18 protein-coding genes and 2 rRNA genes are annotated in these 18,853 nt (G+C 55.6%); 8 read left to right on the forward strand and 12 right to left on the reverse strand.

Annotated features, from left to right (window positions below):
• Positions 1–80 precede the first annotated feature (80 nt).
• From ACFIOZ_RS01940 to ACFIOZ_RS01955, 4 genes are all read left to right on the forward strand, one after another.
• Positions 81–2,972: ribosomal RNA gene (locus tag ACFIOZ_RS01940) — 23S ribosomal RNA — on the forward strand.
• Between the two features lie 148 nt (positions 2,973–3,120).
• Positions 3,121–3,236: ribosomal RNA gene (rrf, locus tag ACFIOZ_RS01945) — 5S ribosomal RNA — on the forward strand.
• Between the two features lie 220 nt (positions 3,237–3,456).
• The gene (locus tag ACFIOZ_RS01950) at positions 3,457–3,645 is read left to right on the forward strand and encodes a hypothetical protein (protein ID WP_386081874.1); all 189 of its coding nucleotides are present in this window, start codon (positions 3,457–3,459) and stop codon (positions 3,643–3,645) included.
• 113 nt (positions 3,646–3,758) lie between these two features.
• The gene (locus ACFIOZ_RS01955; protein ID WP_386081876.1) at positions 3,759–4,334 is read left to right on the forward strand and encodes an isochorismatase family protein; all 576 of its coding nucleotides are present in this window, start codon (positions 3,759–3,761) and stop codon (positions 4,332–4,334) included.
• 15 nt (positions 4,335–4,349) lie between these two features.
• Here the strand turns inward: ACFIOZ_RS01955 and yaaA are convergent, their stop codons facing one another.
• Positions 4,350–5,129 carry a peroxide stress protein YaaA gene (gene yaaA, locus ACFIOZ_RS01960; RefSeq protein WP_386081878.1) on the reverse strand — a complete coding sequence of 260 codons (780 nt, stop codon included), beginning with the start codon at positions 5,127–5,129 and terminating at the stop codon, positions 4,350–4,352.
• 123 nt (positions 5,130–5,252) lie between these two features.
• The gene (locus tag ACFIOZ_RS01965) at positions 5,253–6,284 is read right to left on the reverse strand and encodes an NADP(H)-dependent aldo-keto reductase (protein ID WP_386081880.1); all 1,032 of its coding nucleotides are present in this window, start codon (positions 6,282–6,284) and stop codon (positions 5,253–5,255) included.
• 246 nt (positions 6,285–6,530) lie between these two features.
• Here ACFIOZ_RS01965 and ACFIOZ_RS01970 point away from each other — a divergent pair, with 246 nt between their 5' ends.
• Together ACFIOZ_RS01970 and ACFIOZ_RS01975 are read left to right on the forward strand one after the other, a co-directional pair.
• Positions 6,531–7,025 (forward strand): tetratricopeptide repeat protein, encoded by a 495-nt coding sequence (locus ACFIOZ_RS01970; protein ID WP_386081882.1) that lies wholly within the window; start codon positions 6,531–6,533, stop codon positions 7,023–7,025.
• Between the two features lie 34 nt (positions 7,026–7,059).
• Positions 7,060–7,572, forward strand: a complete 513-nt coding sequence (locus ACFIOZ_RS01975) for a hypothetical protein (RefSeq protein ID WP_386081884.1) — start codon at positions 7,060–7,062, stop codon at positions 7,570–7,572.
• 21 nt (positions 7,573–7,593) lie between these two features.
• On the opposite strand, the gene ACFIOZ_RS01980 is transcribed toward ACFIOZ_RS01975, so the two are convergent.
• The 6 genes from ACFIOZ_RS01980 to ACFIOZ_RS02005 all read right to left on the reverse strand — a co-directional run bounded on the left by ACFIOZ_RS01980 (position 7,594) and on the right by ACFIOZ_RS02005 (position 10,906).
• Complete coding sequence (locus ACFIOZ_RS01980; protein WP_386081885.1) at positions 7,594–8,136, reverse strand: TIGR00730 family Rossman fold protein; 543 nt, start codon at positions 8,134–8,136, stop codon at positions 7,594–7,596.
• A 91-nt stretch (positions 8,137–8,227) separates the two neighbouring features.
• On the reverse strand, positions 8,228–8,749 hold the full coding sequence (locus ACFIOZ_RS01985) for a DUF501 domain-containing protein (RefSeq protein ID WP_386081887.1): 522 nt from the start codon (positions 8,747–8,749) through the stop codon (positions 8,228–8,230).
• Positions 8,750–8,761: 12 nt separating this feature from the next.
• Positions 8,762–9,064, reverse strand: coding sequence for a hypothetical protein (locus ACFIOZ_RS01990; protein WP_007111787.1), 303 nt, complete (start codon positions 9,062–9,064; stop codon positions 8,762–8,764).
• 41 nt (positions 9,065–9,105) lie between these two features.
• On the reverse strand, positions 9,106–9,513 hold the full coding sequence (locus tag ACFIOZ_RS01995) for an acyl-CoA thioesterase (RefSeq protein ID WP_386081889.1): 408 nt from the start codon (positions 9,511–9,513) through the stop codon (positions 9,106–9,108).
• A 99-nt stretch (positions 9,514–9,612) separates the two neighbouring features.
• The gene (locus tag ACFIOZ_RS02000) at positions 9,613–10,419 is read right to left on the reverse strand and encodes a hypothetical protein (RefSeq protein WP_386081891.1); all 807 of its coding nucleotides are present in this window, start codon (positions 10,417–10,419) and stop codon (positions 9,613–9,615) included.
• Between the two features lie 55 nt (positions 10,420–10,474).
• The gene (locus ACFIOZ_RS02005) at positions 10,475–10,906 is read right to left on the reverse strand and encodes a hypothetical protein (RefSeq protein ID WP_386081892.1); all 432 of its coding nucleotides are present in this window, start codon (positions 10,904–10,906) and stop codon (positions 10,475–10,477) included.
• A 37-nt stretch (positions 10,907–10,943) separates the two neighbouring features.
• Between ACFIOZ_RS02005 and ACFIOZ_RS02010 the strand changes: the two genes are divergently transcribed.
• Complete coding sequence (locus ACFIOZ_RS02010; RefSeq protein WP_386081894.1) at positions 10,944–12,110, forward strand: MalY/PatB family protein; 1,167 nt, start codon at positions 10,944–10,946, stop codon at positions 12,108–12,110.
• A gap of 6 nt (positions 12,111–12,116) precedes the next feature.
• On the opposite strand, the gene ACFIOZ_RS02015 is transcribed toward ACFIOZ_RS02010, so the two are convergent.
• Positions 12,117–13,061: a co-chaperone YbbN gene (locus tag ACFIOZ_RS02015; protein ID WP_386081896.1), complete on the reverse strand. Its 945-nt coding sequence runs from the start codon at positions 13,059–13,061 to the stop codon at positions 12,117–12,119.
• A gap of 174 nt (positions 13,062–13,235) precedes the next feature.
• Positions 13,236–14,294: an SDR family oxidoreductase gene (locus tag ACFIOZ_RS02020; protein ID WP_386081898.1), complete on the reverse strand. Its 1,059-nt coding sequence runs from the start codon at positions 14,292–14,294 to the stop codon at positions 13,236–13,238.
• 140 nt (positions 14,295–14,434) lie between these two features.
• Here ACFIOZ_RS02020 and ACFIOZ_RS02025 point away from each other — a divergent pair, with 140 nt between their 5' ends.
• Complete coding sequence (locus tag ACFIOZ_RS02025) at positions 14,435–15,370, forward strand: LysR family transcriptional regulator (protein ID WP_386081900.1); 936 nt, start codon at positions 14,435–14,437, stop codon at positions 15,368–15,370.
• A 62-nt stretch (positions 15,371–15,432) separates the two neighbouring features.
• Here ACFIOZ_RS02025 and ACFIOZ_RS02030 read toward each other — a convergent pair whose 3' ends face one another.
• Together ACFIOZ_RS02030 and ACFIOZ_RS02035 are read right to left on the reverse strand one after the other, a co-directional pair.
• Positions 15,433–16,773 (reverse strand): HlyD family type I secretion periplasmic adaptor subunit, encoded by a 1,341-nt coding sequence (locus tag ACFIOZ_RS02030; RefSeq protein WP_386081902.1) that lies wholly within the window; start codon positions 16,771–16,773, stop codon positions 15,433–15,435.
• Positions 16,773–18,539, reverse strand: a complete 1,767-nt coding sequence (locus tag ACFIOZ_RS02035) for a type I secretion system permease/ATPase (protein ID WP_386081903.1) — start codon at positions 18,537–18,539, stop codon at positions 16,773–16,775. Before ACFIOZ_RS02035 ends, ACFIOZ_RS02030 begins: the two co-directional genes overlap by 1 nt.
• Positions 18,540–18,853 lie beyond the last annotated feature (314 nt).

Raw genomic sequence — 18,853 nt, forward strand, 5'->3', positions numbered from 1 at the left:
TTAAATTGTGATACGTCTCAAGCGTATCCGGCAAAATGAAACGTTATCATTGCGAAAATCCAGACTCCTTCGGGTTATAGGGTCAAGCAATGAAGCGCACACGGTGGATGCCTAGGCAGCCAGAGGCGATGAAAGACGTGGTAGCCTGCGATAAGGTTCGGTGAGGTGGCAACAACCTGTGACCCGGACATCTCTGAATGGGGAAACCCACTCATCATAAGATGAGTATCGTGCCCTGAATACATAGGGGTACGAGGCGAACCAGGGGAACTGAAACATCTAAGTACCCTGAGGAAAAGAAATCAACCGAGATTCCCCTAGTAGCGGCGAGCGAACGGGGACCAGCCCTTAAGCATGAGACTGATTAGGCGAACAGATTGGGAAGTCTGGCCGTAGCGGGTGATAGCCCCGTAGTCGAAAATCTGATCATGTGAAATCGAGTAGGTCGGGGCACGAGAAACCTTGACTGAAGACGGGGGGACCATCCTCCAAGGCTAAATACTCCTGGCTGACCGATAGTGAACCAGTACCGTGAGGGAAAGGCGAAAAGAACCCCGGAGAGGGGAGTGAAATAGATCCTGAAACCGTGTGCGTACAAGCAGTAGGAGCCCACTAGTTGGGTGACTGCGTACCTTTTGTATAATGGGTCAGCGACTTATATTCAGTGGCGAGGTTAACCGTATAGGGGAGCCGTAGGGAAACCGAGTCTTAACTGGGCGACACAGTCGCTGGATATAGACCCGAAACCGAGCGATCTATCCATGAGCAGGGTGAAGGTTGAGTAACATCAACTGGAGGCCCGAACCAGGATCTGTTGAAAAAGATTTGGATGACTTGTGGATCGGAGTGAAAGGCTAATCAAGCTCGGAGATAGCTGGTTCTCCTCGAAAGCTATTTAGGTAGCGCCTCACGTAGTACCGCCGGGGGTAGAGCACTGTTTCGGCTAGGGGGTCATCCCGACTTACCAACCCGAGGCAAACTCCGAATACCGGTGAGTAACGCGTGGGAGACACACGGCGGGTGCTAACGTCCGTCGTGAAAAGGGAAACAACCCAGACCGTCAGCTAAGGTCCCGAAATCCTGGTTAAGTGGGAAACGATGTGGGAAGGCTCAGACAGCTAGGAGGTTGGCTTAGAAGCAGCCATCCTTTAAAGAAAGCGTAATAGCTCACTAGTCGAGTCGGCCTGCGCGGAAGATGTAACGGGGCTAAACCAGGTACCGAAGCTACGGGTTCACGCTTAGGTGTGAGCGGTAGAGGAGCGTCGTGTAAGCCGATGAAGGTGGATTGAGAAGTCTGCTGGAGGTATCACGAGTGCGAATGCTGACATGAGTAACGATAAAGGGAGTGAAAAACTCCCTCGCCGGAAGACCAAGGGTTTCTGTTCGACGCTAATCGGAGCAGAGTGAGTCGGCCCCTAAGGCGAGGCCGAAAGGCGTAGTCGATGGGAAACGGGTCAATATTCCCGTACCGGACATGGTTGCGATGGGGGGACGAAGAAGGCTAGGTGAGCCAGGCGTTGGTAGTCCTGGTGAAAGTGAGTAGGCTGGGATCTTAGGTAAATCCGGGATCCTTTCAGGCCGAGACACGAGATGAACTGACCACGGTCAGGAAGTCACTGATGCCACGCTTCCAGGAAAAGCCTCTAAGCTTCAGATCATGTGCGACCGTACCCCAAACCGACACAGGTGGTCAGGGTGAGAATCCCAAGGCGCTTGAGAGAACTCGGGTGAAGGAACTAGGCAAAATGGTGCCGTAACTTCGGGAGAAGGCACGCCGGCGTAGGGTGAAGAGACTTGCTCTCCTAGCCCGAACCGGTCGAAGATACCAGGTGGCTGCAACTGTTTATTAAAAACACAGCACTCTGCTAACGCGCAAGCGGACGTATAGGGTGTGACGCCTGCCCGGTGCCGGAAGGTTAAATGATGGTGTTAGCCGTAAGGCGAAGCTCTTGATTGAAGCCCCGGTAAACGGCGGCCGTAACTATAACGGTCCTAAGGTAGCGAAATTCCTTGTCGGGTAAGTTCCGACCTGCACGAATGGCGTAATGATGGCCACGCTGTCTCCACCCGAGACTCAGTGAAATTGAAATCGCCGTGAAGATGCGGTGTACCCGCGGCTAGACGGAAAGACCCCGTGAACCTTTACTATAGCTTCACACTGGACGCTGATGTTGCCTGTGTAGGATAGCTGGGAGGCTTTGAAACTCGGACGCCAGTTCGGGCGGAGCCAACCTTGAAATACCAGCCTGGCATCATTGGCGTTCTCACTCAGGTCCGTTATCCGGATCGAGGACAGTGTGTGGTGGGTAGTTTGACTGGGGCGGTCTCCTCCTAAAGAGTAACGGAGGAGCACGAAGGTACCCTCAGCACGGTCGGACATCGTGCATTGAGTGCAAGAGCATAAGGGTGCTTGACTGCGAGACAGACACGTCGAGCAGGTGCGAAAGCAGGTTCTAGTGATCCGGTGGTTCTGTATGGAAGGGCCATCGCTCAACGGATAAAAGGTACTCCGGGGATAACAGGCTGATACCGCCCAAGAGTTCACATCGACGGCGGTGTTTGGCACCTCGATGTCGGCTCATCACATCCTGGGGCTGAAGTCGGTCCCAAGGGTATGGCTGTTCGCCATTTAAAGTGGTACGCGAGCTGGGTTTAGAACGTCGTGAGACAGTTCGGTCCCTATCTGCCGTGGGCGTTGGATGTTTGAGAAGGGCTGCTCCTAGTACGAGAGGACCGGAGTGGACGACCCTCTGGTGTTCCGGTTGTCACGCCAGTGGCATTGCCGGGTAGCTATGGTCGGACGGGATAACCGCTGAAAGCATCTAAGCGGGAAGCCCCCTTCAAGATGAGACATCCCTGAGGCCTAGAGCCTCCTGAAGGGCCCAGCGAGACCAGCTGGTTGATAGGCACGGTGTGGAAGCGCTGCAAGGCGTTGAGCTAACGTGTACTAATGGCCCGTGAGGCTTGACCCTATAACACCCAAGGGGTCTGGTCGTGATGATAACGTAGAGGTTGAGAGATCAACAGAACGCCGGATACGCAGCGTGTGGCCTGACTCACATGAGCAGGCGGCAGGCAATGAGACGATCACAAACAGCATGATGTACATTAACAGTTACGCCTGACGACCATAGCACGCGTGAACCACCTGATCCCTTGCCGAACTCAGAAGTGAAACCGCTTAGCGCCGATGGTAGTGTGGGGTCTCCCCATGCGAGAGTAGGTCATCGTCAGGCACTTATTAAACGAAGAACCCAGCCAATCGGCTGGGTTTTTTGTTTGCGTGGAAAAAAAGCCATTACTTTCCATAAAAATACAGATGTCTTAGAAACCTAAAACATGTGTTTTAAAGACATTTATAACAATAGGTTACGTATTTGGCATGGTATTGTTGCCAAGCAGCATCTAGTATTATGCTGCACGCACCCGAAGTAAAATCTCAGGAGGAGAATCGGTATGACGACGCAATTAGCCAAGAAGTTAGCAATCGCTCTGTTCATGGCCTTGATGGCAGGCGGACTGGTAGCTTGTGACGATCAAGGGCCGGCTGAAGAGGCTGGTGAAGACATTGATAACGCCACAGAAGATGCCGGTGAGAGCATGGAAGAGCTCGGCGAAGATATTGAAGAGGCAGCGGAAAACTAGGCCGAGCATTTGTTGATGAGTTAAACGAAGCAGTCGCTGAAAAGCGGCTGCTTTATTGTTTGTATCGCGCCTATTATGGTTAGCCTAAATAACGATAAAAATGGGGTGTCAACGTGCTGCTACAACGCGATAAAAGTTTGCTGTTAATGGTCGATTTCCAGGCGGGCCTGCTGCCTGTGATCGATGGTGGTCAAGAAGCCGTTAAGGAAGCAGCTTGGCTAGGGGAAATGGCGTGCTTGCTTGAGGTGCCGGTATGGTTAACAGAACAGTCTCCAGAGAAACTGGGAGGCTCCTCGGCAACCCTGCTGACCTGCTTGAATGACTATCAGCTTTGGCAGAAGCAGCATTTTGGGGCCATGGCGGAAGCTGAATTTCGTGAAGCACTAAACGCAACGGGAAAAACGCAGATCGTACTGTGTGGAACGGAAGCACATATCTGCGTGCTGCAAACGGGATTAGGGCTATTAGACGCAGGCTACGAGCTTTACTGGCTGAGTGATGCCTCTGCCAGTCGTCGGCCGCAAGAGGCTGCGTTTGCCCGAGAGCGCGCCTGCGCAAGGGGGGCTGTGGCGGTGACAGCGGATATGGTGGCTTATGAGTGGCTACAGCGCTGCGACACAGCGCTGTTTAAAGAGGCGCACCAGCGGTTTTTGAAGCCACGTTCAGCTCGCCCCGTACGTTTCTTCTAGGCTGTTTGCCTCGCTCTAGCGATCACTCTCCTTGCGAGTGAAAACGAAGGTATCACCCTCGGATGCCGAGGCATCGAAACGATAGCCTGCTACATCGAATGCTTTGAGTTGTTCTGGGTCGTTGACCTGTTGCTGAATCAGCCAGGCACTCATGAGTCCGCGGGCCTTTTTGGCGTAGAAGCTGATGATTTTAAAGGTGCCGTTTTTCTCATCTTTAAACACCGGCGTAATGACCCGAGCATTAAGCTGCTTGGTGTCTATCGCTTTGAAATACTCATTCGAAGCGAGATTCACCAGCACGTCAGAGCCGCTTTCAGTAATGGCCTCATTGAGCGCAGGCGTTAGTAGTGGCTTCCAGTAGGCATATAAATCCTTACCGGCACTGTTGGAAAGCTTAGTGCCCATCTCTAGCCGATAGGGCTGAATCAGATCCAGGGGCCGTAGCAGGCCATATAAGCCGGAGAGTATGCGCAAGTGGGACTGCGCATAACGGTTCTCTGCTTCGCTGAACCTTTCCGCTTGGAGGCCGGTATAGACGTCGCCCTGAAAAGCCTGCGCAGCGGGCTTGGCATTGCTCAGCGTGAAAGGGGGGCGCCACTCCTCAAAACGCGCCGCATTCAGCCCCGCCAATTTATCGCTGATGCCCATAAGTTCACTGATTTGCTGGGGCGAGTAGTCGCGCAAAATAGTGATCAGCGCTTGGCTGTGCTTTAGAAAGTCAGGTTGTGTCACCTGCTCAGTGGTCGGTGGGGTTTCAAAATCCAGCGTTTTAGCGGGAGAGATAACGCTCAGCATTGCATGCTCCTAAGGCCATCATAAGTGAACGTAGTATACCAAGCCTCGGCCAAGGCCGAGGCTATAGCTTCGATAGTTCTGGCGGAGCCGCTTACTGCCTACAGGCGGGGCTCAGCAGTAGCTTTAAGGGCAGGGATTCGGCATGCGGCGGTGAATATCTTCGATTGCCTCTAACACTTCGTTATCCAGTTTTAGGCTCTCGCTGGCAAGGTTGCTTTCCAACTGCTCCATTGTGGTGGCACCAATGATATTGCTGGTTAAAAAGCTGCGTGAGTTAACAAACGCCAGCGCCATTTGCGCGGGATCTAACTCGTGCTTCTCAGCAAGCGCAACGTAAGCCTGAGTGGCGGCTTCGGCTTCAGGCGAGGTGTAGCGCTTAAAGCGTTCATACAGCGTCAGGCGGCCTTTAGGTGGCTGCGCACCGTTGAGATATTTACCCGAGAGCACACCGAAACCTAGCGGCGAGTAGGCTAATAAGCCAACCTCTTCACGGTGGGCTATTTCAGCCAAGCCGACTTCAAAGGAGCGGTTAAGAAGGTTATAAGGATTTTGAATAGACGCCACGCGGGGTAAATCCAGCTTCTCGGCGAGCTGCAGTGAGCGCATTACGCCCCAAGGGGTATCATTAGAGAGCCCTATAGCCCGCACCTTGCCGGCATCAACCAGCTCTTTCAGCGCAGAGAGCGTCTCTTCTAACGGCGTCGCGTCTTCATCTTCGCTATGCACGTAACCCAGTTTGCCAAAGAAGTTGGTTTGCCGGTCTGGCCAGTGCAGTTGGTAAAGATCAACGTAATCGGTATTCAAGCGCTCCAGGCTGGTGTTAATGGCCTGATGAATATGCTCACGGGTTAAGCGCGGCCCGCCGCGGATATGGTCAAGTCCTGGGCCTGCGGCTTTGGTGGCTATGATGAGATCGTCTCGGGCGCCGCGCTGCTTTAGCCAACTGCCGATATAGCGTTCCGTCAGGCCCTGGGTCTCGGCCATGGGTGGGACGGGGTACATTTCTGCGGTATCAATAAAGTTGATGCCAAAGGCCACTGCCCGGTCAAGCTGCTCGTGGGCTTCGGCTTCGCTATTTTGCTCGCCAAACGTCATCGTGCCTAAGCAGAGTCGACTTACCTCCATGCCGGTTCTGCCAAGTGGGCGCGTTTGCATTTTCATCTCCTTCATAAGGCGGAATTGCCACAAGATAAGCCACTATTACCCAGATGGTAAACGGCGTATGAATGGCATGTTAGCGAGGCTCTTTGCAAGCAGCAAATTAATGGGGTTGAGTCGTCGCAAAGGCAGGCGTATGCTTGCCAGCCCATCGACCGGCTAAAGGCCGGTTTCTCGTGTGGTTGGCAGCTATTTTTGTGACTGCTAGCCCAAGATTCCAACAGACAGGCAGGGTGGTTTGCCATGCTGCAGGCATCAACGTTATTTACTCGGCTAGAGTTTCGCCTAGCTGAACGGCTGTTTCATAATCACTGGTTGTTGCCGCGATCAAAGCGCACCCAGCGTTTAACGATGTGCTTATTTAAGCGCTGTGCGGAGGCGGGTCACCCTGACGCGCTCTCTGTTTATGGCCATATGTTGTTTCATCGCAGTCAGACGCCCCAGGACAAAGCGCGCGGTGCGCGATACGTTCTGGAAGCGGCGCATGCCGGGGATGTAAAGTCACAGTACCAGGTGGCACAAATCCACGAGCACGGCTGTGCTCAATACCCGCGCCGCGAAGACTATGCGGTCACGTGGTACGCCCGTGCCGCTCAATCGGGGCACTATCTTGCGGCGGAGCGGCTTGCCCGCGCTTATCGCCTGGGTGAGTTAGGCTTGGCGGTAGATGGCGAGCGAGCGGCTTACTGGCAGCGACAGGCGGATCAGCCGACACTAAATGATGTGGCCGCTGCATGAAGCGTTACCGCATTTTGATTGAGTGAGGAAGGTTGTGTCCGAGACGCTACCCACAGTGCTAGATATTGAAGCGTCCGGATTTGGGCGTGGCAGTTATCCCATCGAAGTAGGCATCGCCCGCGCTGATGGGAGCTGCTGCGCTTTTCTCATTCAACCGCTGGAGGAGTGGACGCACTGGGATCCCAAGGCCGAACTGCTGCACGGCATCACCCGTGAGCGCCTTATTCAAGAGGGCTACCCGGTACGCCAGGTCGCCCACTGGCTGAACGATGAACTGCGCGAGCTGGGTAAGGCGTACAGCGATAGCTGGGGATACGATAACACCTGGCTATCGCTGCTCTTCCATCACGCGGGCATGCTGCCGCGTTTTCGCCTTGAGGCGCTAAGAATTCTGCTTAGCGAGGAGCAGCAGGCAGTGTGGAGCGACACCAAAGAAGCGCTGATCGCCGCACAAGGTATTCACCGCCACCGGGCAGGAGAAGATGCCCGCTTACTGCAGCTGACCTATCAGCATACCCGCAGGCTCACCGAGCACCCGGGACGTTAGTAACTCTCCCTCTCATCAGCTTTATAGTTTGGCTTCAAGCGCCTCAAGCAAGTCATGGGGTGACGGCGCGTCTAACAGCATCTCGCGGGTGGGAGATGCTAAAAAGCCATGATTAACCGTGCTGTCTAAAAAATTCAGTAGCGGCGAATAGAACTCGTCAATGTTCAGCAACCCCATGGGTTTTTCATGCAGGCCCAGATAGCCCCATGTCCATATTTCAAACAGCTCTTCCAAGGTGCCGATCCCGCCAGGTAAGGCGATAAAAGCGTCGGCATTGGCCGCCATGGTGGCTTTGCGTTCGTGCATATTGCGCACCCGAATCAGCTCACTTAAGCCAAAGTGGGCCTGTTCGCGCTCCACCAGGTGGTCGGGCATGACACCAATGACTTCACCACCAGCCTCAAGTGCTGCGTTAGCCAGCTCGCCCATCAGGCCAACGCGTGCCCCGCCATACACCAGCGTGTGGCCGCGTTCAGCGAGCGTGCGTCCCAGTTGATTGGTCGCCTGGCGGAAGGCAGGGCTGTTACCTTCACGGGAGCCAAGATAAACGCAAATTCGAGCCATTCGTTTATTCCCTGTCGTTAAAAAATGAACGTAACTAAAACCGTAGCCAAAAAGAAAACGAGATTACTACGAGGCTTAGGGTAAAAGGAGCTTAGGGTAAACAGCGGTCTACCTGGTAGTGCTCATCCATCCACTGCCCAATCACATTGTCACCGCAAAGGTGGTGGGCGTACTGGGTGTGCAGGCAGCGTATCTGGTGCCAGTTGCTGATTCCGCCAATACCACGCTCGGTCATCACCTTGGTGTAACCTAGCTTAGCGACTTCTTCGCGCTGAGCATCGCTCATAGCGTCCCAGCGGGCGGTCACATAGTCGCGATGGCTCTGTTGGTAAGCCTCAAGAAATTCGGGCTCTTCCTGCAGGCGTTGCTCGAGTGCTTTGATAACCCCAACGGCTTCGATGCGGGAAATCTCAACTTTCAGCACGTCGGAACAGAGCCAATACAGGGTGGGGAAGGGTTTACCATCGACAATCGGCGCCATACGCAGTACTAGCGGCGTACCTTCACCGTCGGTGGCGGCGACCGCTTCGATACCACGCGGTGCGCGGCCAAGCTGCTGGGCAATAATGGCGAGCTGACGTTCGTCAGGCGCTTGGTTGGTGCGTATCACCATTGGGTTGGTCTCTCACGAACGGTCGTCTTGAACAAATTTAGTCGAGCGTCCAACGGCACGGAAAAAGCAGCGATTGAGCTGTTCAGGCGACGCGACATAGCACCACGTCCGCTCACAGTATTCAGCGGCTCGTGCCATTAGCACGTCATAAAGGCGATTGAAGGGGGCATCATAATCGTAGGGGTCGGCACCAAACAAGCGGATATGCGGATAGTCGGCAAAGCGCTCAATAAAATAGCGCTCAAGGTCTGCCTCCACGGCGCGATGCTGGGCGACGTTGTCAGGGTCTATCCAGAGATTGTAGCGGATTGCCATTATAAGGCTCCTGTTGCCCCGTCAGTGCGGGGCAGCGTCAATCAGGCGGGCTCAGGCGCGTCTTGCAAGTGTGACGTTAGCGCCTCGCGTAGGTCACCCTCGATGGGCTTGGCGCACTTGGCCTGGTGGTCATACTGCACCATAACGGTATGCCCCAGGTTAGTGAGCTTGCCGTGCTGCCGCGCCTCTTGGGTCACTGTAAACGAGCTGGTGCCTAACCGCGTTAAGTAAGTCCGTATTTCGATATCGTGACCGTAAAACAGTTCAGCCCGGTAGTCGACCTCCATACGGGCCATAATCAAGCGCCACTGCTTAGGGTTTAAGTCAGGGGTAAAGAGTTTGAACAAGTCGTTCCGGGCAAGCTCAAACCACGCTGGCAGGCGGGTGTTGTTAATGTGCCCTAAGGCGTCGGTATCGTAAAAGGCGGGCTCAATGGTACGGGTAAACATGGCTTGTCCTTGTTATTAAAAAAACAGCTATTAGTACGGGTAGTCGCAACGGCAACGCTCAGCATTAACCCAAGCAAGCGCTTGGTCAAGAGTTCTTGGTCAAGCGGTGCGGCGTTGATACCACGCGGTGAGTTGCATCCACACCAGTAGCCATAGCGTGGCAGCTACGAAGCCGGCCAATGTGCCCCATAGCAATCCCAGTGTGCTGTAAGTATAGGAAACACATAGCGTGTAACTCAGTAACGAGCCAAGTCCCATCGGGTAGTGTTTGATGACCGTCGCCACCGGTGCTGCCCCATGGTTCAGGTGTAGGATCAGCAAAAAAGGCAGCATCGTGACGGGAAAGGCGGCCAACGTCCCCGCCCAGGCGGGCGGCAGCCAGTGGGCAAGGCTGGTAATGGTAAATATGATCACGGTGGCAAGTGCCGCGCGGGCGGCAAGCGCCGGTAATGAAAATGCTCTGCTGGCGGGTATCCTGATATCAGTAATGTTGCGAAATAAGCCGCTGAACAGAGCAATGGCACACAGTGTCACCAGCGTGCCGCTTAGGCGCGTGAAGTTAAACTGAGCGAGCAGTGTGCTAACGGCGAGCCAAGCAACCAAACCGCCCGCCACGCCGCCAATAACACCTTTAACACCAGGCTGTCGTCCAGCCAGCCAATAACCGGCCCCTAGCGCCATTGTGGCCGTAAACCCCGCCAGAGTATGCACTGCGCTTTGGGTCGCAAACTGAGGGGAAATCTCCAAGCCGATAAAAAATAGCGCCAACGCCGTGCCTAATGGATAGCCCGCTAGCAGGCCTGCCATGCGCGGGCTAGCGCGCACCGCTATCGCGCCTAGCCCCAGCACCATGCTGATAGAGAGCCCTAATTTCGCTAGCTGCCAAGTGAGAGGGACTTCAATCATGCGGCGTAATCCTTGCTGTTATTGTTTGCGGGCTGTCAGACTGTGGGCTCGTTACTTAAACCAAGCGCAGGCCTTGCTGGTCGCGCCAAGCGGCTTCAAGGGCGTCTTGTAGAGGCGCTTGCAAGTGCGCGGGGAGCGACTCCTGGGCCGCTTGCAGTGACTCAAACGAGCGGTTGCGCAACCAGCAGTACGCCCAGGCGCAAGCTTCGGCGTCGCTATCGGGGGTCGGACGAGCGGGCATTTGATTAAGCAGAAAAACCGCCGTGCGCGGCGCCCATAGCGGCATTTCCCCTAGCTCATCTTGGCTCCACTGCTCAAGGGTGGCGCCGCTGGGCGTGGCGTCGGGGGTGCCTAATTTCGCTACCCGTGCTGTCTCAGCCAAAATAAGCGCTAGTTGGTCAGTATCCGCTTGGCCTAACGAGCGCCATTGCCGCAACAGCGCCGATAGCCCCGCCCGCATCTTGGTATAAAAGTCATCTTGCGGCATGCTTGGCACAACCCCTATTGAATGAGTGAGATGTTTCATGGCCTACGATTTTGCCACGCCTGTAGAGCGACGCCACCCAGAAGGTGGCTGGGCATCGCAAAAATGGCACCGCTACGGCGACGAGGTACTACCCCTTTGGGTCGCCGATATGGATTTTCGCTCCCCGCCCGCGGTGATTGATGCGCTGCAGGCGCGAGTGGCCCACGGTGTCTATGGCTATGGCGAAGTGCCCGCTACGTTAACAGAAACCCTGTGTCAGTGGAGCGCCCACCACTATGACTGGCCTATTCAGTCGGCGTGGCAGCAGTGGCTGCCGGGCGTTGTGCCAGCGTTGCACTTGGCCGCGTTAGCGCTGACCGAGCCGGGCGACGGTGTATTGACGGTGGCGCCGATCTACCCGCCATTTTTAGACGTTGCCAAGCGCACCGGGCGACTACCCCAGCAGGCGATGCTGGCAGCGCCTTCAACACCCAATGAGCCTTGGCAGCTCGATATTGCTGCCTTGGAGGCCGCTATTACGCCACGTACGCGCTTGCTGCTATGGTGTCAGCCCCACAACCCTACGGGGCGTGTATGGCGGCATGAGGAGCTTGCCGCGTTGGCTGAGCTAGTGGAGCGCCACGACCTTTGGGTGGTCTCCGATGAGTTGCACTGTGACCTGTTATTAGACGAAGGCGCCCAGCACCGCCCGTTAGCCGCGGCATTTCCTCAATTAGCGAAGCGCACCATTACGCTATGGGCACCGTCGAAAACCTTTAATCTGGCGGGCTTAACCAGCGCTTGTGCGGTGATTCCCGATTCGGCACTGCGTGAGCGGTTTGCAGCGGCTACCAAAGGGTTACTTCCCGATGGCAACGTGCTCGGCTTGGTCGCGGCGGAAGCAGCGTATCGACATGGCGAGCCGTGGCGCCAGGAGCTGTTAAGCGTGCTACGTGAACATCGGGAGACGCTGCAGGCGCGGGTAGCGAGTTGGCCGGGGGTTACTTGGCGTGCGCCAGAGTCGACCTATCTTGCCTGGCTGGATATGCGCGAGGCAGGGCTAGGCGATGCGCCGCATAAGACGCTGCTAAAAGAGACGGGAGTCGCGCTTTCGGATGGGGCGGCCTTTGGCAGCCCCGGCTTTGTGCGGCTTAACTTTGGTACCACCGCTTCCCAGCTGGAAGCGGCGCTGTCGCGTATGGATTCCCTGCTGAAGGGGGATTGAAAGCCCCTAGTACAGCATCGCAAAGAGTTTGCGGCGGTAAGCAACGGTTAGCGGGTGTTCGGCGCCGAGTGCGTCGAACACCTGCAGCAGCGTTTTGCGCGCCGCGTCATCGTTATAGGCGCGATCCTGTTTCATCAGCGCCAGCAGCGCTTCCAGCCCTTCATCGTAATGACCGTCGGCCACTTGGCGCAGGGCGCGCTGGTATTGTGCTTCACTGTCAGTGCGATCGCCCAGCGCGGCGACCTCTTCGGCGCAGAGTGCCTGCTCGCTAAATTCGATGCTAGCGCGTACGCCCCGTGCAGGCGCCGCATCGCGCTCTTCCGGCGGCAGGTTATCCAGCACATCGCGGGCCTCATTGCCTTGCCCTTCTGCCAACAGTACTCGGGCGAACGCTACTTGATAGGCGTAGTGTTCGGGGTATTGCTCCATTAAGGTTTGGTAAATCTCGCGGGCGCCAGCGGTATCGCCTGCTTTCAGCGCCTCTTCCGCCTGCTCTTCTGGGGTGGGCGGTGCCTCACCTGGGGCCGGGAAGTAGCGGTTCAGCCACTCACGCACTTCTTTCTCCGGCAGAGCGCCCTGGAAGCCATCGACTAAACCGCCTTGGCTAATCAGCTTCACATCAGGCACCGACTGTACGCCCAATTGGCCGCCGATTTCAGGGTTCGCTTCGATATCGAGCTTGCCGAGCAGGAAAGCACCCGCGTACTCAACTACCAGCTTTTCCAGTATTGAAAGCAGAGTACTGCTGCCAGGGTGAGAAGGTGAGTAGCAGCCCAATAGCACGGGCACCTTCATGGAGGCTTCCAACACCTGCTGAATATTGCCTGCATTAAGCTCGATAATAACGTCTTCAGGGCGCACCGCCCCTTGGTTAGCGTCAGGCGTGGGAGCGTCGGCATTTCCGGTATCCGCAGTCAGCGGTTTACCTGAGCGGGGATCAATAATCTGCATGGGTAGACTCGGCATCAAAAAATGAACAATAGTTCCCCATGATATGCAGGCATGCCCGGGAGGATTCAAGGAAAGAGGGGGAAATAAAACCCAGGGCGCAATCATAGGCGCCCTGGTCGAGCATTTTTCTGGCAATGTTGCTGGTACTGTTTCGAGTACTGTTTCTGATACTGCTTAAGGAATGATGCGTTCAGCGCGAAGGCGGGCGAACAAGTCGAAAAACGCCGCACGGGTTTCGCGGAAATGGTCAAAGCCGAAATCACGGGATTTGGTCACATCGTTGACGCACTTAAGTTCGCGCCCCAGGTCGGCATCGGTGTGCCACCAGGAGGCCAGCTTGGAAACGTCAGGTTCAATCAGGTCGTGTTGTTCGGCCATTTCAGCCCAAGTTGGCGCAATGTCGGCCATTTGTATTTCAAGCGGTTGCGGCGTTTCCGGGCAGTCCGGCACTTCAAGGCCGAAAAACTCACCCATTTCATTCCATAGCCGACGCCAGCGGAAAATGTCGCCATTGACGGTGTTGAAGGCTTCGTTATGCGCCCCAGGCGATACTGCCGCCCACTCCATCTGCCGCGCCAGCACCAGCGAATCGGTTAGGTCGGTCAAAGCGTTCCACTGGGTCTGCGAGCCTGGGAAAATAAACGGCTTACCCGTGGCTTTGCAGATAGAGGCGTAAACCGCCAGCGTCACGCCCATATTCATGGCATTACCGCGGGCATAGCCGATCACGGTGTGCGGACGGTGCACGTTCCAGCTAAAGCCGTCCCGATCCGCTGCTGCGAACATGATGTCTTCGAGGGTGTAGTAGAAGTTCTCACCCGGTACGCGGGGCGCTGATTCACGAAATGGCGTCTCGGTCTTGCCACTACCGTAGTTCTCGAAGGCGCCTAGGTACTGCTTGGTGCCGGTGACCAGCGAGACATGGGCCACGCTTGCGTCCTGCAAGGCATCAAGCAGGTTGTGCATCATTGCGCCGTTGGCCTCGACGTTGGCCTTTTCATTTTCGCGCCGCACCCAAGTGCAATAAAACACGTGGGTGATGGGTAGCCCCGCCAATGCTTCAGCTGTGGCCTCGCGATCTAGCAGGTCGGCAGCGACGGGAATGACTCCTGCTTGATCAGAGGGGCGTCGAGATAATCCATAGACACTCCATCCGCTAGCGGTGAGGTAGCTAGCTAAGTTGCCGCCGGTAATACCGGTCGCGCCGACGACTAATGCGGTGCCTTTGCGCATGTTTAACTCCTGTTGCAGACAAGATTTTCGGAACGGGCACCGGAAATACATTTTGTGCCCGATGAAAAGCAGTCTGGTCGCCGATGATCATTGCTACAATTGGAAAAATCGCAAATCTTTATTGCGCTAGGAGCAACTTGATGGATCTCAATGCGCTACGCATCTTTGAGCGCGTCGCCGCGACCGGCAGCTTTACCGTCACTGCACGTCATTTTCATCGGGCGGTGTCGTCGGTCTCACGTCAGATTGCCTCTTTAGAGGAGGCGCTTGGCCAGCAGTTGTTCTACCGCCATACCCGGGCTGTGACGCTGACCGAAGCGGGGTGGCGTTACTATCAGGAAGTTCGCGAGATACTGGAGCGGCTCGACCTGGCGACCGAAGCGCTAATGGCGCCTAATACCGAGCCTAGCGGCATGCTACGTCTCAACGCCCCGGTGGCTTTCGGCCAGCGCCAAATCGTGCCTATCCTGCACCACTTCCAGCGCCGCTACCCGGCGATCAAAGCCGAACTGATGCTGACTGATCAACTGACCGACCCGGTGCGCGAGGGCATCGATATCACCTTTCGCGTCGGGGCATTGGCGGATTCCACCTTGGTGGCACGCCGCCTAGCGCCAATGAATTATGTGGTGGCCGCGGCGCCCGACTATTTGCAACGTTGTGGTACACCCACCCGCCCGGACGACCTGAGCCAGCATGACTGCTTACTTTACCAGGGCGAAATGGGCCGCCAGCGCTGGTATTTCAATACTGCTGATCAGTCACAAGCCTGCACTTATAAAGTCGACGGCAGCCTCTACAGCAACGATGCCGAGAGTTTGGTGCGCGCAGCATTAATGGGGCAGGGGCTGGTGATGTTTCCCACCTGGCTGATCGCTGACGAATTGGCATCCGGCGCACTGGTGCCGATACTCGAAGCGTGGGAGTGCGAAGTTATGCCGGGCAGGCGCGATATCCACGTGCTCTATGCTCAGCGTCGCCTACACACACACAAGGTAAGTGCATTTCTAGATCATCTGTTTGAGATGGTTGGGCCTACACCACACTGGGATCGCTGGCGTGAACAGCAGGATTAGCGCCGATAACACAGAAAAGGTGTCTGAGAATATTTAACCTGCAACCGCACATGCAACAACCGTCAATCTTCACGCATGGCTCGGGCCAACATGTCGTTGATGGGTTTGGCCAAATAGCTTGAAAAACTTCTTTCGCCTGTACGCAGCATCACTTCAGCTGGCATACCAGCGAGCAATTTCATGGTTTCGGTCATGTTTTCTTGCCCTACAGTGGTGACGCGCAGGCGCACCTTATAATAGCGGGCCCGGGTCGCTTCATCCTCGAAACTGTTGGCACTGACGTGGATAACCTCGCCGTCGATGACATTTGAAAGACGCTGGTTGAAAGCGCTGAAACGTATCTCGGCAGGCTGACCCATATAAAGGTGGTCGATATCATGGTCTGGCACTTTGGCTTCTACAATAAAGCCGACATCGGTTGGCACAATATCGAGCAGCGGATCACCGGAACGGATAACGCCGCCCAGCGTATGCACTTTTAACCCCACCACCGTTCCCGACACCGGTGCCAGCACCTCCGTGCGGTTCACCTTATCCATTAGGGCGGTGAGACGTTCTTCGGCGTCGGCCACTTCGGCTTGGATCTGGCGTAGGGCTTCGCCTACCTGCTGCTGAAACTCCTGCAGGCGAACCTGTTTTTGCAGCGCATTTTCACTGATTTGCGAATGCAGGCGAGCGACTTCTGAGGCGTGCTGGGCATTGATGCTTTGATATTCGAGGCTCTCGCGCTCCAGTTCGTGCATCCGCTGACTGCTGATCATGCCGTTTTGAAACAGTTTTCGGTGGTTGGCGACGTCGCCCTCAAGTGAGCTGATACGGCGCTGATTGATGGTCTGGGTATTGATCAATCCTTCAATCTGCTCATTCATTTGCACCATCTGCTCATCAAGAGAAGCAAGCGTGCTTGTGAGCGACTCCCGTCGGGAATCGAATAAACGGCGTTGTACTTCAAGCACCTCCCTCACACGGGGATAGTCCGAGGTGGTCAACTCCTCGGGAAAGTTGAGCGTTTCGGCGTCGCTGAGTTCAGCCAGTAGTCGGATCTCGGTCGCTCGGCTGATGAGATAGTCAGAGCGGGTGACCCGCAGTTGTGAGCGTACCTGGGTATCGTCCAACACCATCAGGATATCGCCCGTTTCAACATGATCACCATCTTCAACCTCGATGCTTTTGACAATACCGCCTTCCAAGTGCTGCACAGTCTTGGTGAAGCTCTCTACTGATACGGATCCTGGCGCCACAACGGAGACCGCAAGATTCGCGAACACCGACCAACTGCCAAAGCCTCCTAGGGCGATAATTAGGATGGCGATGCCCAGTCGGCGGTAGCGCGTATCCTCAACCGGCAGTGCATCGGGCTTTTCAGCTGCGGTATTGTTGCCTTGTGACTTTTGCATGTTCATTACTGAGCCTCCTCGCCGCCATGGCGACCGCGTGCACTGGGTTTTAGCGACGCCACGCGCTGAGGTGGCGTGGGGCGACCTCCATCTGCGGTCATGCGAGTAACTGGCGCTATTCTGGTGGGTGGCTTGAGCGAGGCGATTTGGCCCTCTTTCAACACTAATACTCGATCAACATTTCTAAGCAGGAGCGAACGGTGAGTAATGATCAGTGCCGTGGTGCCTTCCTGGCGTAGCCGAACGAGACAGTGAGCAAGGGAGTGCTCGCCCGCATCGTCCAGATTGGCATCGGGCTCGTCCAGAACTATCAGTACGGGGTGGCCATACAGCGCCCGCGCCAAGCCGATACGCTGGCGCTGGCCTGCGGAGAGGGCATTACCGCCATGGGAGAGCCAAGTGTCATAGCCGTTCGGCTGTTCGAGAATCATGTCATGCACACCGGCTCTCTGCGCCGCCAGTACCACTGCTTCAGGGTCGACTTCGTCAAAGCGAGCAATATTCTCCGAGATCGTGCCATCGAAGAGTTCAATATCCTGGGGCAGGTAGCCAATGTGGGGCCCCAGTGCCATGCGGTTCCACTGGGTGATATCGGCGCCATCCAGGCGAACACAGCCGAACTGGCTCGGCCAAATACCCAGCGCCACACGCGCAAGCGTCGACTTGCCGGAGGCGCTGGGCCCCACGATGGCGATGTGCTCGCCCTTGGCAATGGTTAGGTTGATATCGCGCAGGGTGGCCAGCTTCTGTCCAGGCGGCGCTGCCGTGACGCCATCAAGCGCGAGACGGCCCTTAGGTTTGGGAAGTGGCATACGCGGCTCTTCAGCAGGAATCGCCGTCAGTAGCTCACCGAGGCGCGCCTTGGCGGTACGAGCGCCAGCAAATCCCTTCCAGCCGTTAATCATTTGATCGATAGGCGCCAGCGCCCGCCCCATCAGAATGGATCCGGCAATCATCATGCCGGGCGTCAGGTCGCCCCCAAGTACCAGATAAGCCCCTAAGCCAAGAATCAACGACTGGAACATAAGCCTTAGCACCTTGGAGGTGTTGGTGATCAGCCCGGCTCTATCGCTGGCTTTGGATTGCAGAACCAGGTATTCGCGATGGCGAGCGCTCCACCGCCCCATGATGCCGGGCAGCATACCCATGGCGTGGAGCACCTCTGCATTTCTCAGATTGCTGTTAGCTAGATCCTGGGACATCACATGCTGACTGTTGGCATCGTTCAGAAGCGATTTGGTGGTGACTTCGTTAATGATGGCAAGTGTCGCCAGGATGATGCCTGCCCCCAAGGCGAAGAGCCCAAACCAGGGATGGAACAGCGCAAGCACACCGATATAGATCGGTACCCAAGGGGCATCGAAGAAAGCAAACAGGCCATTGCCGGAAAGAAATTGACGGAGTGTCGTCAGGTCATTCAGCGGTTGCGCCGAGGGCTTGCCGGGCATCATCAGTGAGCGTTTAAACATAGCCGAATACAAGCGCTGACTGATCTGGACATCGAGTTTGTTACCGATCCTTACGAGTATGCGCGAACGCATTAACTCTAGCCCGCCCATGACCATAAAAAGAAAGACCACAACCAGGGTCAGCATCAGCAGTGTTTCCTGGCTTCGTGTGGTGATGACCCGGTCGTAAACCTGCAGCATGTAGAGGGGCGGCACGAGCATCAGCAAGTTAATAAACAAACTAAATAGGCCAACGTAAAGGAAGCTGCTTCGGCAGGTGCTAAGCACTTTCTGCAGATCTGACCCCTCGCGTGAATTCAACATGGCTGAGCTCCAGGGCATTGTTGGATGTTCTTTAGGCCCAGCTCTCAACAACTGATAACAACGCCTTGCACAGTCATTAAGGGGGTCGCTATGAGAGGATTCATCGCCTGTTGGGCACCTATCTGCCTTTAAAGCAAAGCCACTCTTTTGTAATTGTTGTGTAAGTTGTTTGTTAGTTAGCGTATCAGGTTATTTTTAAAGGCAGGCTATTAATTTTTTAGTTTTGTTTGAGGTAATAACTAGTGTGCGTTTTTGCTAATCACCGAGATTTATCGTAAGACGAGGGCGTTATTTTTCTACTGAAAACCGCTTGT

Source organism: Vreelandella sp. F11, assembly GCF_042466685.1.
In the GTDB taxonomy this organism is placed as follows: Bacteria; Pseudomonadota; Gammaproteobacteria; order Pseudomonadales; family Halomonadaceae; genus Vreelandella.